At 73.5% G+C, this 15739-nt stretch carries 13 protein-coding genes; 7 read left to right on the forward strand and 6 right to left on the reverse strand.

The window, feature by feature from the left end; all coding sequences use genetic code 11:
• Positions 1 to 18: 18 nt before the first annotated feature.
• Positions 19 to 849, reverse strand: a complete 831-nt coding sequence (locus ACIPSE_RS21350) for an NmrA family transcriptional regulator (RefSeq protein WP_401664660.1) — start codon at positions 847 to 849, stop codon at positions 19 to 21.
• 80 nt (positions 850 to 929) lie between these two features.
• On the opposite strand from ACIPSE_RS21350, the gene ACIPSE_RS21355 reads away from it, so the two are divergent.
• Positions 930 to 1865 carry an AraC family transcriptional regulator gene (locus tag ACIPSE_RS21355; protein ID WP_401664661.1) on the forward strand — a complete coding sequence of 312 codons (936 nt, stop codon included), beginning with the start codon at positions 930 to 932 and terminating at the stop codon, positions 1863 to 1865.
• The gene (locus tag ACIPSE_RS21360; RefSeq protein WP_401664662.1) at positions 1866 to 2558 is read left to right on the forward strand and encodes a DUF6597 domain-containing transcriptional factor; all 693 of its coding nucleotides are present in this window, start codon (positions 1866 to 1868) and stop codon (positions 2556 to 2558) included.
• 11 nt (positions 2559 to 2569) lie between these two features.
• Here ACIPSE_RS21360 and ACIPSE_RS21365 read toward each other — a convergent pair whose 3' ends face one another.
• Entirely contained in the window at positions 2570 to 2965 is a 396-nt protein-coding gene (locus ACIPSE_RS21365) for a VOC family protein (protein ID WP_401664663.1), read from the reverse strand.
• Between the two features lie 66 nt (positions 2966 to 3031).
• Entirely contained in the window at positions 3032 to 3664 is a 633-nt protein-coding gene (locus tag ACIPSE_RS21370; protein WP_401664664.1) for a VOC family protein, read from the reverse strand.
• Positions 3665 to 3826: 162 nt separating this feature from the next.
• Between ACIPSE_RS21370 and ACIPSE_RS21375 the strand changes: the two genes are divergently transcribed.
• Positions 3827 to 4480 carry a ThuA domain-containing protein gene (locus ACIPSE_RS21375; protein ID WP_401664665.1) on the forward strand — a complete coding sequence of 218 codons (654 nt, stop codon included), beginning with the start codon at positions 3827 to 3829 and terminating at the stop codon, positions 4478 to 4480.
• 106 nt (positions 4481 to 4586) lie between these two features.
• Here the strand turns inward: ACIPSE_RS21375 and ACIPSE_RS21380 are convergent, their stop codons facing one another.
• Positions 4587 to 5681, reverse strand: a complete 1095-nt coding sequence (locus ACIPSE_RS21380; RefSeq protein ID WP_401664666.1) for a LacI family DNA-binding transcriptional regulator — start codon at positions 5679 to 5681, stop codon at positions 4587 to 4589.
• A 327-nt stretch (positions 5682 to 6008) separates the two neighbouring features.
• Here ACIPSE_RS21380 and ACIPSE_RS21385 point away from each other — a divergent pair, with 327 nt between their 5' ends.
• A complete protein-coding gene (locus ACIPSE_RS21385) occupies positions 6009 to 7670 on the forward strand; it encodes a carboxylesterase/lipase family protein (protein WP_401664667.1) in 1662 nt (553 codons plus the stop codon).
• Here the strand turns inward: ACIPSE_RS21385 and ACIPSE_RS21390 are convergent.
• Together ACIPSE_RS21390 and mmuM are read right to left on the reverse strand one after the other, a co-directional pair.
• Positions 7552 to 9408 carry a glycoside hydrolase family 127 protein gene (locus ACIPSE_RS21390; RefSeq protein WP_401664668.1) on the reverse strand — a complete coding sequence of 619 codons (1857 nt, stop codon included), beginning with the start codon at positions 9406 to 9408 and terminating at the stop codon, positions 7552 to 7554. The genes ACIPSE_RS21385 and ACIPSE_RS21390 overlap by 119 nt on opposite strands.
• Before the next feature lie 534 nt (positions 9409 to 9942).
• Positions 9943 to 10866, reverse strand: coding sequence for a homocysteine S-methyltransferase (mmuM, locus tag ACIPSE_RS21395; RefSeq protein WP_401664669.1), 924 nt, complete (start codon positions 10864 to 10866; stop codon positions 9943 to 9945).
• A 102-nt stretch (positions 10867 to 10968) separates the two neighbouring features.
• Between mmuM and ACIPSE_RS21400 the strand changes: the two genes are divergently transcribed.
• The 3 genes from ACIPSE_RS21400 (at position 10969) to ACIPSE_RS21410 (ending at position 15714) form a co-directional block, all read left to right on the forward strand.
• A complete protein-coding gene (locus ACIPSE_RS21400) occupies positions 10969 to 12078 on the forward strand; it encodes an aminoglycoside phosphotransferase (protein ID WP_401664670.1) in 1110 nt (369 codons plus the stop codon).
• A 1195-nt stretch (positions 12079 to 13273) separates the two neighbouring features.
• Positions 13274 to 14305: a family 43 glycosylhydrolase gene (locus tag ACIPSE_RS21405; RefSeq protein WP_401664671.1), complete on the forward strand. Its 1032-nt coding sequence runs from the start codon at positions 13274 to 13276 to the stop codon at positions 14303 to 14305.
• Complete coding sequence (locus tag ACIPSE_RS21410) at positions 14302 to 15714, forward strand: RICIN domain-containing protein (protein ID WP_401664672.1); 1413 nt, start codon at positions 14302 to 14304, stop codon at positions 15712 to 15714. The genes ACIPSE_RS21405 and ACIPSE_RS21410 overlap by 4 nt, the downstream gene beginning before the upstream one ends.
• Positions 15715 to 15739: the final 25 nt, after the last annotated feature.

The raw sequence follows: 15739 nt of genomic DNA on the forward strand, positions 1-15739 counted from the left end.
CGCGCCCGCGTCACGGTCTCAGACCTTCCAGGTCCCCGCGGCCTCCCGCACGAAGTCCCCGAAGTCCCGGGGCGCCCGCCCCAGGACCTCCCGGACCGTGTCCGTGAGACGCGCGTTCCGTCCGTCGAGCAGCCCCTCGAAGACCTCCACCAGGAACTCCGCCTCCTCCGGCGGCACCCCGAACCCCTTGAGGGCCTCCCCGTAGGCGGGCGCCGGAACCGGCGTGTACGTCAGCTCCCTGCCGGTCACGGCGGCGATCTCCGCGACCGCCTCCCGGAACGACAGCAGCCGCGGCCCCGTCACCTCCAGCGTCCGCCCCGCGTACCGGTCCCCGGCCCCGAGGACCGCCGCCACGACGTCCGCGATGTCCCGCACGTCGATGAACGGCTCCCGCACCTCCCCGGCGGGGAAGGTCAGCCCGCCCCCGTGCACCAGCTCCGCCACCAGCGGCCCCTCGCTGAAGTTCTGCGCGAACCACGCGGCCCGTACGACCGTCCAGTCCGCCCCCGACGACGTCAGCGCCTCCTCGGTGGCCAGCGCCTGCTCCTCCCCGCGCGCGGAGAGCAGCACGAGCCGCCGCACACCGAGCCCCACCGCCTCCCGGGCGAGCGCCCCGACCCCCTCGGCCGCCGCCGGGGAACCGACGTCCGACGGGTACATCAGGTACGCCGCGCCGGCGTCCCGCAGCGTCTCCGCCCAGGTCGTCGGGTCCTCCCAGTCGAAGCCATGGGCCCGGGACGCGGGCCGCACCGTGAACCCCGCCTCCCGCGCCGCCCGGCTCCCCGTACGGCCCGAGGCGCCCGTCACCACCACCGTGCTGTTCCGCGTGTTCTCCGTGTTCTCGGTCATGCCCCCAGTCAACGGCGGCCGGCCCCAGGACCCCATCGCCGAACGGCTCATTCCCATACGAGGGCGTCTACGCTGGCGCCATGGACGCTCTCGCAGGCCTCTTGGAAGGTCCCCGCGCGCGGGGCGCCTTCATGATCCGGGCGTGCTTCGAGCCGCCCTGGAGCGTGCGCGTAGAGGACCGTGCCCCGCTCAGCGTGATGCTGATGGTCCGCGGCGAGGCGTGGATCACGCCGGAACGGGGCGAGCGGGTCCGGCTCGGGGCCGGCGACCTCGCCATCGCCCGCGGACCCGACCCCTACACCTGCGCCGACGACCCCGGCACGGCCCCGCAGGCGCTGATCCTGCCCGGCGCCGAGTGCCGGTATCCCGACGGGCGCTCCCTCAACGGCTCCATGGACCTCGGGGTGCGGACCTGGGGCGACCGGCTCGACGGCTCGGCGGTCATGCTGATCGGCACCTATCTGTGGCAGGGCGAGGTCGGCGGGCGGCTGCTGGACGCGCTGCCGCCGCTGCTGACGCTCACCCAGGACGTGTGGGACTGCCCGCTCACACCCCTGCTGACGGCCGAGATCGTCCGGGACGAACCGGGCCAGGAGACCGTCCTGGACCGCCTCCTGGACCTGCTGGTCATCGCCGCGCTGCGCGCCTGGTTCTCCCGGCCCGAGGCCGAAGCGCCCGCCTGGTACCGGGCGTTGGCCGATCCCGTGGTCGGCCGGGTGCTGCGCCTGGTGCAGGACGACCCGGCCCACCCCTGGACCGTCGCCTCCCTCGCCGGAAAGGCCGGCGTCTCCCGGGCGGCGCTGGCCCGCCGGTTCACGGACCTGGTGGGGGAGCCCCCGATGACCTACCTGACGGGCTGGCGGCTCGCGCTCGCGGCGGACCGGCTGCGGGACAGCGACGCCACCCTCGAGGCCATCGCCCGGCAGGTGGGCTACGGCAGCGCGTTCGCCCTGTCCAGCGCGTTCAAGCGGGTGTACGGGGTGAGCCCGCAGGAGCACCGGGGAAGGGTGGCCTAGATGTACGCGGAACGGCCCTCCCGGCTGCCCGGAGCCGTCCTGTGGACGAGCACCCCGTCGGGGGACGGCGCCCCGGGGCGGGTGCTGCCCGACGGGTGCATGGACCTGCTCTGGCACGAGGGGCGGCTGATCGTGGCCGGGCCCGACACCCACGCGTTCCTCACCGAGGCCGCCCCGACCGGCTGGGCCGGCCTCCGCTTCTACCCCGGCACCGCACCTGCCCTCCTGGGCGTCCCCGCCCACGAACTGCGCGACCGGCGCGTGGAGCTGGCGGACCTGTGGCCCGCCGGGGAGGTGCGCCGCATCACCGCCCGCGTGAACGCCGCCGCCGACCCGGCGACCGGACTCGACGAGGTCGCGCTGCTCCGCGCCGCCGGCGCGGCGGCCCCCGAACCGGCGCTCGGGCGCCTGGTGGCGGCCCTCGACGCGGGCCGGACGGTCGCCTCCACGGCGGACGAACTGGGCCTCGGGGCACGGCAGTTGCACCGCAGGTCACTGACCGCGTTCGGGTACGGGCCCAAGACGCTGTCGCGGGTGCTGCGCCTGCAACGGGCCCTGCGCCTGGCCCGGGACGGCACGGCGTACGCGGAGACGGCCGTCACCGCCGGGTACGCCGACCAGGCCCATCTCGCCCGGGACGTCAAGGAGTTCACCGGGCTCCCGCTGCGCGAGCTGCTGCGCCAGGACCTCTAGCCCCTTGCCCTCTAGGGCCCTTGGGGTGCGAAGAGGTCCACCCCGTTGCCGTCAGGATCGTGCAGGGTCGCATACCGCTGGCCCCACGGCGCGTCCCACGGCTTGAGCTCCCCGTGGCAGCCGGCGGCCACCGCCTCCTCGTACGCCGCGTCCACGTCGGCCGGGCTCTCGCACAGCAGGGCGAGCGCGGTGCGGCTGCCCCCGGTCGGGGGACGCCAGCCGGGGTGGAAGGAGCGGACGGTGTCCTCCGTGTCCAGCATCAGCCGCAGCCCGCCCGGCAGGACGGCCTCGGCGTGCGGCTCGCGCTCCGCGCCCTCGGGGAAGGCGAAGCCGAGACGGCGGTAGAAGGCGACGGAGGCGGCCAGGTCGGAGACGACCAGGCCGATGGCGTCGAATCGTGGAGTCATACGGCCACCGTAGGACGGGCGGCGGCGGCCGGTCTTGAACGAATCGGACACACGGGCCCGGTGTGTCTACCGGAAGGTGACGAGCCCCCGCGGGGTGTCCACGGTGAACTCCAGACCCACCGGGCCCTCGGTGAGCGGGAGTTCGGTGTCCAGGGTGGCGAGCAGACGGCGGATCTCGTCCGGGTCGGGGGCCGTCGCGGACAGGGCCACCAGCGGGGTCGTGGGCAGGCCCGAGGCAGTGGGGTGCCGCGCGCCACCCCAGTCGATGAGGAACGGCACCAGCCCGGAGGGGTGCTGGGTGTCGCCGTCGGTGAGCCGCCAGGCCAGCAGCGACCCGTCCGGGGTGCGGCGGCTCATCGGGTGCACGTCGCCGGGGTCGTAGCCGCGGGACCGGGCCGTGGCCACCGCCGCGTCCAGATCGGGCGGGCTGATCGCCCAGGCCACCGTGCGCGCGACGGTCACCGCGTCCACCTCGAAGGGGCGCGGCCCGGTCGGCTCCGGCTGCTCCGGGTCGGGTCCGATGATCTCCAGGTAGCCCGAACCGCCCAGCGACACCAGGTAGTTGCGGGTCCCGAGCCCGACATGCACCCCGCCGGGGGCCGGCTCCACACCCGTACGCCGGGTGAACTCGGCGACCGTCGCCGCGAGATCCGGGGTTGCGAGGACGAGGTGGTCCAGTCGTGCAGGAATGGTGTTCATCCCGGCCGAGGCTACGCAGCACCGCCGTGCGGGGGAACACCTTTTCGCCGCTACGGCGTGTCGCGGCCGGTGGGGGTGCGCCGGCCCCGAAACTTTCGCGCCCCGGAGGGCCCGCGCACCCCGACGCGCCCGCCCCGGAACCGGATCGCCTACCGTCGGTCCATGACCCCGGTGCCCCGCCTCCTCGTCCACACCCGCACGGCCGGCTACCGGCACGACTCCATCCCGGCCGCCGTCGCCGCCGTCCGGGGGCTCGGCGGGTACGAGGTGGACGCGGGGGAGGAACCCGAGGCGCTGGAGGGGCCGTTGGAGCGGTACGCCGCCGTCGTCTTCCTCTCCACCAGCGGTGACGTCCTCACGCCCGCGGGGCGCGAACGCCTCGCCGCCTACGTCGAGTCGGGCGGTGGGTTCGTCGGGGTGCACGCCGCGGCCTGCACCGAGTACGGATGGCCCCACTACGGCGAGCTGCTGGGCGCCCGCTTCGACCGGCACCCCGCGCTCCAGCCCGGCAGGGCCGTGGTCGAGGACCGCGACCATCCCGCCACCCGCCATCTCCCGCCCGTCTGGGACTTCACCGACGAGTGGTACGACTTCCGCACCAACCCCCGCTCCACGGCACGGGTGTTGGTGACGGCCGACGAGTCGTCCTACGAGGGCGGCGGCATGGGTGCCGATCACCCCCTTGCCTGGTGCCGGGAGCAGGGGGCGGGACGCGTCTTCTACACGGCCCTGGGACACACCGCCGAGGCCTACGAGGACCCGGACTTCCTGGCCCATCTGCGGGGCGGCATCGACTGGGCGGCGGGGAGGGAGTGAAGGCCAGGGGGTGTGGCGAAAGCCCTGTGCGGTGCCCGCGGTGTTCGGTGCGGCGAGGGCGCGTGCCGGGCGCCGCGGGTGCTGTGCGGGACTTTCGCCACACCCCCTAGCGCCGCCTCGCGCCCTCCGGCTGTTCCGGGACCAGGGTGCGGGGCCGGGCGGTCGCCGGGGGCGCCGTGCTCGCGCGTTCCACCAGACGGGTGGAGAGTTCGGTCCGGGTGCCCTCGGGGCGCTTGCCGTCCATCATCCGCACCAGGAGGCGCAACGCCGTCGCCGACATCTCCGAGAGCGGCTGGCGCACGGTGGTCAGCGGCGGGGAGACCCAGCGGGACTCGGGCAGATCGTCGAAACCGACGACGCTCATGTCGTCCGGGACGCTCAACCCCCTTTCGGCGAGCGCCTCGTAGACCCCGAGCGCCATCCGGTCCGAGCAGACGAACACGGCCGTGGGCGGCTCGGGCAGGTCCAGCAGCTCCAGCATGCGGTCCCGGGCCACGGCCTCGTCGAAGCCGGCGTGCCGCTGGTACTCGGGGCGCCCGCGCACCCCGGCCGCCGCGAGGGCCGAACGGTAGCCCGCCACCCGCGCGTTGCTGCACACCTTGCGGCGGTGCCCGGCGATCACGGCGACGCGCTCATGGCCCAGCGCCAGCAGATGCTCGGTGGCGCTCACCCCGCCCTGCCAGTTCGCCGCCCCCACCGACACGACGCCCGGCGGCGGTTCGAGGACCGGGTCGATCATCACGAACGGGATGCGGTGCTGCTCCAGCCAGGAGTACTGGGACGTCGTCAGCTCGGCGAGATTGAACAGCACGCCCGACGAACCCCGGGCGATGATTTTGTCCAGCCAGCCGCGGTCGGGGCCCCCGCCCCGGGAGCGGGTCAGCGCCGCCGACACCACCACCTCCAGGCCCGCGTCGTGCGCCGCCTCCTCCACGCCGTGCAGCACGGCACCCGACCAGGACGTCTCCAGCGAGTGGACCACGAGGTCGACCAGGCCCGGCGGCTTGGACGCGTCGAAACGGGGCCTGCGGACATAGCCGAGCCGGTCCAGCGCCTCCGTGACCCGGCGCCGGGTCTCCGGGGCGACGTCCTCACGACCGTTGACGACCTTGGACGCGGTGGGCACGGACACCCCCGCCTCGCGGGCCACGACCGCGAGGGTCGGCCCGGCCGCCACGCTCGCACTCCCCGTACGGACCATCGGGAATCCACCTCTCCGGCCCGCCCGAGGGCCCTGGAAAGTTTTCGACCAGCGCGGAAACAGTAAGCGCTTCCTACCCTAGGTTCACCGCCTTGTGTCGGGAAGAGGCCGGGCCGCGCGGGTCCTCGCGGGAGGAGGCTCTCGAAACCCCGGACGCGCAGGCGGGCGGGCGCGTGACGGTAGTAGCGGTAAGTGAGAGAGGTGTAGCTGTACGTGTTCGATGTCCCTCGAACGGCCTCCAGTCACCCTCCTGCGCCGGAATAGCGCGCCGTGATGTGGTGCTCTGATGTTCACGGCGCACGAGTGCGGCAGGAGGCTGGTGGTCCCATGACGGCAGTCCAGGCAGGTCAGCCCGTGATCACGACACCGTACGGAGCCGTCCGGGGCCGGCTGGAGCACGGTGTGGCGGTCTTCCGCGGCATCCCCTACGCGGCGCCGCCCTTCGGCCCCCGCAGATTCCGGCCGCCCCAGCCGCCCGAGCCCTGGGACGGCGTCCGCGACGCCGGGTCCTTCGGTCCGACCGCGCCGAAACCGCCGTACTCCGACGCCTTCGCCCAGTACCTGTCCGACCCCGTCATCGAGGGCGACGACTGTCTCAACCTGAACGTGTGGACGCCGGAGCCCGGCCGCGGGGCGCGGCTGCCGGTGCTGGTCTGGCTGCACGGCGGCGCCCTGACCAGGGGCTCCTCCGCCGTCCCGGTCTACGACGGGCACGCCTTCGCCCGGGACGGTGTCGTCCTCGTCTCGGTGAACTACCGGCTCGGCGTCGAGGGCTACGGCCTGTTCCCGGACGCCCCCGCCAACCCCGGGCTCCGCGACCAGTTCGCCGCACTCGCCTGGGTGCACCGCTCGATCGCGGAGTTCGGCGGCGACCCCGACCGGATCACCCTCTGCGGCCAGTCCGCCGGAGCCATCAGCACCGGCGCCCTCATCGCCGCACCGCAGGCCCAGGGCCTGGTCCGGCGCGCGATCCTGCAGAGCGGCCCGCCCGAGGCCGTCGACCGGGACAAGGTCCGGCGGATGGTGCGCCGGATGGCGGCCCGGCTGCGGATCCCCGCCACCGCCGCCGCCTTCGCCGAGGTCGACCGGGACCTGCTGCTGCGCACCCAGGCCGAGGTCGGCAAGCTGAGCAGCCCCGTGCTCGGCGGCCCCGCCTTCGGGATCGTCGTCGACGGCGACCTCGTCCCGCGCGACCCGCTGCGGGCCCTCGTCGACGGCGACGCCGCCCGGGGCGTCGACCTGATGCTGGGCTGGACCCGCGACGAGTACCGGCTCTGGCTCGTCCCCGGCGGTCTGCTGGAACGCGTCGACCGCCTCGGCCCCGTCGCCCTCGCCGGAGCCATGGCCCGCTGTCATGCCGGGCACGAGGTCCCGCGCGGCTACCGCACCCTGCACCCGGAGGCCGGCACCGCCGAGATCGTCGGCCAGATGGTCACCGACCACCTGCTGCGCGTCCCCCTGCACCGGCTGGCCGAGTCCCGCCCCGGCACCTCCTACGTCTACGAGTTCGCCTGGCCCTCCGGCCGCCCCGGCCTCGGCTCCTGCCACGCCCTGGAACTGGGCTTCGTCTTCGACACCGGGCAGAGCCCCGAGTCCGCGAAGCTCGCCGGGGAGAGCGCGCCGCGCGAACTCGCCGACGCGATGCACGGGGCGTGGGTGCGGTTCGCCGCGGAGGGCGACCCCGGCTGGCAGGCGTGGGACGACTCGCACCCGGTGCGGATCTTCGGCCAGGACCGCCCGTACACCGTGGACGGCGTGGGCGCCGGACCGTGGACCGCCTACGGGCCACGGGACCCCGAGTTCGGCCTGTGGGCCCCCGGCCCCGCCACGGAGACCACCTACGGCGCCGGGGACTTCGCCACCCCCGACCTCATCCCTCGGGAATCCACACCCGCATCGCTCCCGGCCGCCGGTTCGCCCACACGTGGTACGGAACTGCGGTCAGTCGTACGGAGGTTCCGTCTGCCCGGCTCCGTCCGTCGGCACTGACCACGGTGACGCCGCCCAGCAGCCCGGGCTCGTGCCGGGCCCGGAGCGGGGCGTCCGCGGGCAGCGTCAGGTCCTCGAAGCGGACACCCGGTTCCTGGTCCTCGGCCTCCAGGCAGTGCACCAGCGGGCCCCGTTCGACGGCCACGCAGCCGCGCACCGCGTCCACGTACGGGTCCGGCCGGGTCAGGCGCGGACTCAGGTCCAGATCGACGGTGAAGACGTCCCCGGGACTCCAGTGGCGGCGCAGCCCGAGCCAGCCCGGGCCGGTCTCGGCCGGCGCGGCGCCGTCCGGGGCCGTCGCCGTGAACTCCCCGCACCAGGAGGGGAGTCGCAGGGACAGCGTCCAGTCCGCGTCCGGTGCCTCCTCGACGGTCACCGTGATCCGGCCCTCCCACGGATAGGCGGTCTCCACCCGGACCCGGCCGCCGCCCGCCTCGTACACGCCCGTCGCGAACTGGTGCAGCCGCAGCCCCTGCGCGTCGCCGCTCGCCATGTAGTGGGGGAGCGAGGCGAGCAGCCGCATCACGTTCGGCGGGCAGCAGGCGCAGCGGAACCACGGGGTGCGGCGGGCCGCCTTGTCGGCCTCGTTCGCCCCCTCGTACCCCTCGCGGACCTGGAGCGGATTGACGTACAGCCAGCTGTCGCCGTCGAGGCCGACACCGGCCAGGAAGCCGTTGTACAGGGTGCGTTCGACGAGGTCGGAGTACTTCGCCTCGCCGGTCAGCAGGGCCATCCGCCACGACCACTGGATCGACGCGATCGCCGCGCAGGTCTCCGCGTACGCCCGGTCCGGCGGGAGTTCGTACGGCTCCCCGAACGCCTCGCCCTCGTGCCGGGCGCCGACGCCGCCCGTGAGGTAGGTCTTGGTCCGCGCCATCGAGGTCCACAAGTGCTCGGCGACCGCGCGCAGTTCGCCGTCACCGGTCTCGGCGGCCAGGTCGGCGACCGCCGCCAGCAGGTACAACTGCCGCACGGCGTGCCCGGCGACCGAGCCGGCCTCGCGCACCGGCGTGTGGTCCTGCCAATAGGCCTGGCCCAGATGGGGGTTGAGGTCCCCTTCGAGGAGTCCGTGGCCGCGCCGGTCCACGAAGTACCCGGCGAGGTCCAGCCATCGGCGCTCACCGGTCTCCCGGTACAGCTCGACCAGGGCGGTCTCGATCTCGGGGTGCCCGCACACGCCGTCGATCGCCTTGCCCGGACCGAACGTGTCGTCGACGAGGGCGGCGAACTTCTCCGCCACGTCGAGGAGTTCACGGCGCCCGGTGGTGCGGTGGTGGGCCACGGCGGCCTGGATCAGATGGCCCGCGCAGTACAGCTCATGACCCCAGCCCAGGTCCTGCCAGCGCTTCTCCGGGCGGGCGACCTGGTAGTACGTCTGGAGATAGCCGTCGGGTTCCTGCGCGGAGGCGAGCAGTGCCGTCAACTCGGCCGTCCATGAGCCAAGTTCGGCGTCCTCGGGAGTCTCGGCCAGCTGCCAGGACGCCGCCTCCAGCCACTTGTGGACGTCGGAGTCCTGGAACGGGAAGTCGCCGCTGAAGGCGCCCTTGCCGTCCGCGGCGGCCCGCAGGTTCGCGAGATTCCCCGCCGCCTCCAGCCTCGGCGGCCCCTGCGGGATGCTCACCTCGGCGTTGACCCGCCGCCGCCCGGCCCAGAAGCCGCCAGTGATGCGGGCGTCTGTCGCAGGCCGCTGCGCGGTCGAGGCGTGCGCGGTGAGACGGATCGGACCGCTGGAGGACATAGGTGCGACTCCCCACTGGCAAACGCTTTCTGACCGGGTGAGCTTAGGAAATGAGCGGGGGCGGGACAAGGGTGGCGGGGTTTGGGAGGGGGCGACCCGGGGCGCTGTCGAACCCGCTTTGTGGGGGCCCGGTCGGGGGCGGGCTCGGTTGGGGCGGGGCGGGGCTGGGCGGGGCTGGGCGGGGCGGGTTCGGCTCGGTTGGGGCGGGTTCAGCTCGGTTGGGGGTTCGGCCCGGTTGGGCTCGGGCCCGGGCAGGGTCGGGCCCAGGCGGGGTCGGGCCCAGGCGGGGTCGGGCTAGGGCTCGGGAACGCTCGGTCGGGGGCGGGGGGCAGGGACTCTCGGCCAGGGGTGAGGTCGATGGCTTTGCGTCGGGGGGGAGGGTGAGGGCTTTCGGCCAGGGGTGGGGGCGGGGGCCTTCTGCCGGGGTGGGGTCAGGGACTTTGCGTCGGGGTGGAGGCCAAGGGCTTTCGGCCAGGGTCGAGGGCGGGGGTTTTCTGCCGGGGTGGGGCCGGGAACCTTGTGTCGGGGTGGAGGTCAGGGGCTTTCGGCCAGGGTCGCGGAGATGGACGTGATGGCCGTCGGGCCGACTCGGCAGCAGCCGCCGATCAGCCGGGCTCCGGCGTCGCGCCAGGCGCGGACCCGGTCCGGGGTGAAAGTGGGGTCGCCCTCCCAGGCGCGGGTCGCGGCGTTCCAGGTCTCACCGCTGTTGGGGTACACGACGACCGGCTTGCCGGTGACGCGCGCGGCGGTCGCGACGGCGTGCTCGACGTGCTCGGGCGCGCAGCAGTTCACGCCGACGGCGATGATCTCGTCCACGTCGGCGGCGAGCGCGAACGCCTCCTCCAGGGGCTGGCCCGCCCAGGTGTGCCGGCCGTCGACGGAGTACGACAGCCAGGCCGGGGTGCCCAGCCCGCGGATCGCCCGGAGCAGCGCCGCCGCCTCGTCGGCGTCCGGCACCGTCTCCATCGCCAGCACGTCCGGCTCCGCCGCGGCGAGGACTTCGAGGCGCGGCCGGTGGAAGCGCTCCAGCTCCGCGACGCTCAGGCCGTATCGCCCGCGGTACTCCGAACCGTCCGCGAGCATCGCCCCGTAGGGGCCCACGGACGCCGCCACCCACAGCGGACGGGCCACCCCCTTCGCCCGTGCGCGCCGGGCCGCCTCGCGCGCCGACTCCACGCTGCGCGCCAGGAGTCCGGCCGTCCGCGCGGGGCCGATGCCGTACCGCGCGAACCCCTCGAAGGTCGCCTGGTAGCTCGCGGTGATCGCCACGTCGGCGCCCGCCTCGAAGTAGCCCAGATGCGCCTCGACGATCGCCTCGGGCCGCTCGACGAGCAGCCGCGCCGACCACAGTTCATGGCTCAGGTCGTGCCCGGCGGAGGCGAGCTGGTTGGACATGCCGCCGTCGAGCACGACCGTCCCGGCGGCGAGCGCCGCCGCGAGGGAGGAATCGCTGGTCATGCCGTCGACGGTAGCCCTTCCGGGAGGGGACGCCCCGTCGGGACGCCCGTGGCGAGGGGTGGCCGGCGGTCCGCTCCGGCGCGCAGCACGTAACCTTGCCGGATGCCTGACACCGATGTCATGTACGCCGAGGCCCAGGACGTCCTCGGCTCCACCGGTCCCGTCCTGCCGGTACCCCTGACCCACAACCCCCGCAACGGGGTCACCGCAGGGGTCTGGACGGTCACCGCCGGGGAGCGCTCGGCCGTGCTGAAGGTGCTCACCCGCACCAAGGCGGCGACCGGACGCTGGGCCGCCTCCGACGACCCCCGCCACTGGAACTACTGGCGGCGCGAGGCCGACGTGTACGCGTCCGGGCTCGCCCAGGTCTGGGAGCCGTACGGCATCCGCGCGCCCCGGCTGCTCGCCCTGGTCGAACGGCCGGACGGCGACATCGCGCTGTGGCTGGAACGGATCGAGGGCGAGCCCGGCACGCACTGGCCGGTCGCCCGGCACGTCGAGCACGCCCACCGGCTGGGCACCGCGCACGGCAAGCCGCACGCCGTCGACGAGAGCTGGCTGTCCCACCACTTCCTGCGGCAGTACGTCGGCGGCAACACCCTCGGCCAGGAACTCCTGGACGACGACGAGGCCTGGCGGCAGCCTCTGGTGCGCGACCACTTCCCCGAGGGGCTGCGCCACGACATGGTCCGCCTCCACCACGACCGGGAGTGGTTCCTCCAGATCATGGAGTCACTGCCACGCACCCTCGGTCACCTCGACCAGTGGCCGGCCAACGTCCGTTCCGACGGGCCGGACCACGTTCTGTTCGACTGGGCGTTCACCGGCGACGGCGCCCTCGGCGAGGACCTCGGCAACTACCTCCCCGACTCCGTCTTCGACCTGTTCGTGCCGGCCGAACGGCTGCCCGGGTACGCGGCGGACGCGTACGCGGCGTATCTCGACGGGCTGCGGGAGAGCGGCTGGCAGGGCGACGAGCGGCTCGTACGGCTGGGGGTGTGCGCCTCCGCCGTGAAGTACGACTGGCTCACCGCCCTCTCCCTGGCCCGCGCGGGCGAGGAGCAACGGGACTACGGCGACGAGCGCGCCGTCTCCGCCGAACTGCGCTACCGCGAAAGAGGCTCGGCCCTCGCCTTCCTGGCCGGATGGGCCGCCGAGGCGCGTGCGCTGGCCCCGCTCCTGGGCTTCCCCGAGGCACCCAGCGGGCGGTGACTCCCGGACGACGTCCAGGAGTTGCGTCGCCGCCCCCGCTGTCACCACGTCGCCCCGAACGCGTCCGCGGGGCGGTCGGGGACCGGTACGCAGGGCCACCGGCCGAGTTGGTCTTCCCCCCCCGGTGACTCTGGCGCTGGGCGCCGCCACCGTTCCGGAGCCCGCTGAAGTTCCTTGCGCGCCGGCTGACTTGCCGAGGGCTGAGGTGGGTCCGGTGACGTGGTGAGCGTGCCGTTGCCGCCGCCGTCCCGGTGGCCGATCGGGTGGCCGTCACCGGTGTGCTCCCTGGCGGTCGCCTTCGTGGTCGTCGGGGGCTGCACCGCAGGGTCTGCCCCTGCGGTGAGGGCCCGCGCCTCCGGCCGTCCCGGTGGCCGATCCGAGGGGCGGTACCAGTGTGCTTCTCCCGGTGGTCGCCCTCCCGGTCTCCTGCTCGGTCGCCCTCGCGGTCGTCGCGTCCTGCGCTTGCGGCCGATCCGGTGGGTGGTGCCGATGTGCCTTCCCGGTCACCCTCCCGGTCGTCGCGGTGCGCGCCGCTCGGTCTGCCCTTGCGGTCAGTCGGCCTCCGTCGCCGACCGACCCAGAGGGGCGCCGCCGATGTGCGTCCTCGCGGTCGTCATCACTCGTGCCGCCGGGTCTGCTCCTGGGGTGAGATGGCCCGGGCCTGCGGCCGTCCCGGTGGCCGATCCGAGGGGCGGTACCAGTGGGCTTCTCCTGGTCGCCCTCCCGGCCTTCTGCTCGGTCGCCCTCGCGATCGTCGTGTCCTGCGCCACCGGATCCGCCCCTGCGGTGAGTCGGCCCCCGCTACCGGGCCCATTCCTCCGCCGAATCGCCCACGCCGTCCCGCCCGCTTCCCACCAACTCCACCCGAGCACCCATCGACTTCCCCAGCAACTTGACCCGCGCCCTCGTTGGTTTCTCCCGCGAACCCCCCCGCCCCCGCCCGCTTCCCCGGCAAGCAGACCCGCGCCCCCGTCCGCTTCCCCCGCCGAACCGCCCCGCGTCGGACGTCACCCACTGTGTGCCGCCTCAGGGGGACAGAAAGCGCCTTCTCCCATCCCGTCCAACCCGTTGACCTCGCGGTTACCCACCCGTACCTTGTCGGCTGTTCGCGATGACAACCGTAGTTCGTGATCTCGAACGCCATGCCGCGCACCCCCCGCTCTCAGGAGACATCCACCCCCGAGAGGCAGTCCGCATGAGCCGCGATTCCGGTCCGCCCGCCCCGCCGCCGCCCCGCCGCAGAGCGAGGCTCAGGGGGCCGACGACGCCCCCGTACGTGAACCCGCTCGTCCCGCACCGCGCCGACCCGCACATCCACCGGCACTCCGACGGCCACTATTACTTCACCGCCACCGCACCCGAGTACGACCGGATCGTCCTGCGCCGGTCCCGTACCCTCGGCGGGCTTGCCACCGCCGCCGAGTCGGTCATCTGGACCCGGCACCCCACCGGGCCCATGGGCGCGCACATCTGGGCGCCGGAGATCCACCGGATCGGCGGCAAGTGGTACGTCTACTTCGCCGCCGCGCCCGCCGAGAGCGTGTGGGACATCCGGATGTGGGTCCTGGAGAACGCCGGCCCCGACCCGTTCACGGGGACCTGGGTCGAGCGCGGCCAGATCGTGACGGCCTGGGAGACCTTCTCCCTGGACGCCACCACCTTCGCCCACCGGGGCGTCCGCTATCTCGCCTGGGCCCAGCACGAACCCGGCACGGGCGCCAACACGGCCCTGTGGCTGTCGAGGATGGCGAACCCCTGGACCCTCACGGGGCCTCAGGTCCGGCTGTCCGCACCGGAGTACGACTGGGAGCGCGTCGGCCACCAGGTCAACGAAGGACCCTCGGTCATCGCGCGCAACGGCCGTCTGTTCATGGCGTACTCGGCCAGTGCCACCGACTCCCACTACTGCCTGGGCCTGCTGACCGCCGACGCGGACGCCGACCTCATGGAGCCCGCGAACTGGTCCAAGTCGCCGGTGCCGGTCTTCACCGGCGACGACGTCACCGGGCAGTACGGCCCCGGCCACAACTGCTTCACGGTCGGCGAGGACGGACGCAGCGACGTCCTCGTCTACCACGCCCGTTCGTACCGGGAGATCACCGGCGACCCGCTGGACGACCCCAACCGGCACACCCGCGTCCAGACGCTCGGCTGGCACGCGGACGGCACCCCCGACTTCGGCACACCGGTGGCGGACACCGCCATGGACACGGAGGTCGCGTCATGAGACGTGCGTACGCGGTACTGCTCGCCCTCTGCCTGGCGCTGGCCGGCGCCCTGGCCACCGCGGGGCCCGCCCAGGCCGCCGCCCTCACCCTCCCCAACGGCGTCCAGTTCACGGACAGTTCGGGGGCCGCCCTGCACGCCCACGGCGGCGGCGTCATCAAGGTCGGCTCGTACTACTACTGGTTCGGCGAGAACCGCAACGCCGACAACACCTTCCGCTACGTCTCCGCCTACCGCTCCACCGACCTGAAGAACTGGGAGTTCAGGAACAACGTCCTGACCCAGTCCAGCGCCTCCGAACTCGGCACCGCCTACATCGAGCGCCCGAAGGTCATGTACAACGCCTCCACCGGCAAGTACGTGATGTGGATGCACAAGGAGAACGGCACCGACTACAGCGAGGCCCGCGCCGCCGTCGCCGTCTCCGACACCGTCGACGGCACCTACACCTACCAGGGCAGCTTCCGCCCGCTCGGCAGCCACATGTCCCGGGACATCACGACGTTCGTCGACACCGACGGCACCGGCTACATGGTCTCGGCCGCCAACGAGAACTACGACCTGCACATCTACAAGCTGACCGCCGACTACCTCGGCATCGACAGTCTCGTCGCCAACCCGTGGGCGGGCGGCCACCGTGAGGCCCCGGCCCTGTTCAAGCGGAACGGCGTCTACTTCATGCTGACGTCGGGCGCCACCGGCTGGAGCGCCAACCAGCAGCAGTACGCCACCGCCACCTCCCTCGCCGGTCCCTGGACCTCGATGGCCAACGTCGGCGACTCGACGGCCTACAACTCACAGACCGCGTACGTCCTTCCGGTCACCGGCACGTCCGGCACCTCCTACCTGTACCTGGGCGACCGCTGGGGCAATTCCTTCGGCGGCACCGTCAACGACTCCCGCTACGTGTGGCTCCCGCTGACCTTCCCGACCACCACGACGCTGTCCCTGTCCTGGTATCCGGAGATCACCGTCGACACCGCCACCGGCACGCTCGGCGGCACGAGCGCCACCTACAACACGCTGATCGCCCGCAACAGTTCGAAATGCGCCGACGTGCCGAACCAGTCCCTGTGGCAGGCGGTCGCGATCAGCCAGTACACCTGCAACAGCGGGACCAACCAGAAGTGGTGGTTCAAGGACCTCGGCACCGGCTACTACCAACTGGTCGGCCGCGGCAGCTCCCTGTGCCTCCAGGAGAACTCCACCGGCGTCACCCAGGAGAACTGCTCCGCCACCGCCACCACCCAGCAGTGGAGCCTGACCGCCTCCGGCAGCTACTGGCTGGTCAAGGCGCGTGCCACCGGCGAGTGCCTGGACGTGAACGGTGGATCCACCGCCAACTCCGCCGCGATCATCACCTACACCTGCAATGGCGCCACCAACCAGCAATGGACACGCGGAAGTTGACGAACGGTCAAGGCTAGTCCTCCTC

Source organism: Streptomyces sp. NPDC090106 (assembly GCF_044747265.1).
Taxonomy (GTDB): domain Bacteria; phylum Actinomycetota; class Actinomycetes; order Streptomycetales; family Streptomycetaceae; genus Streptomyces.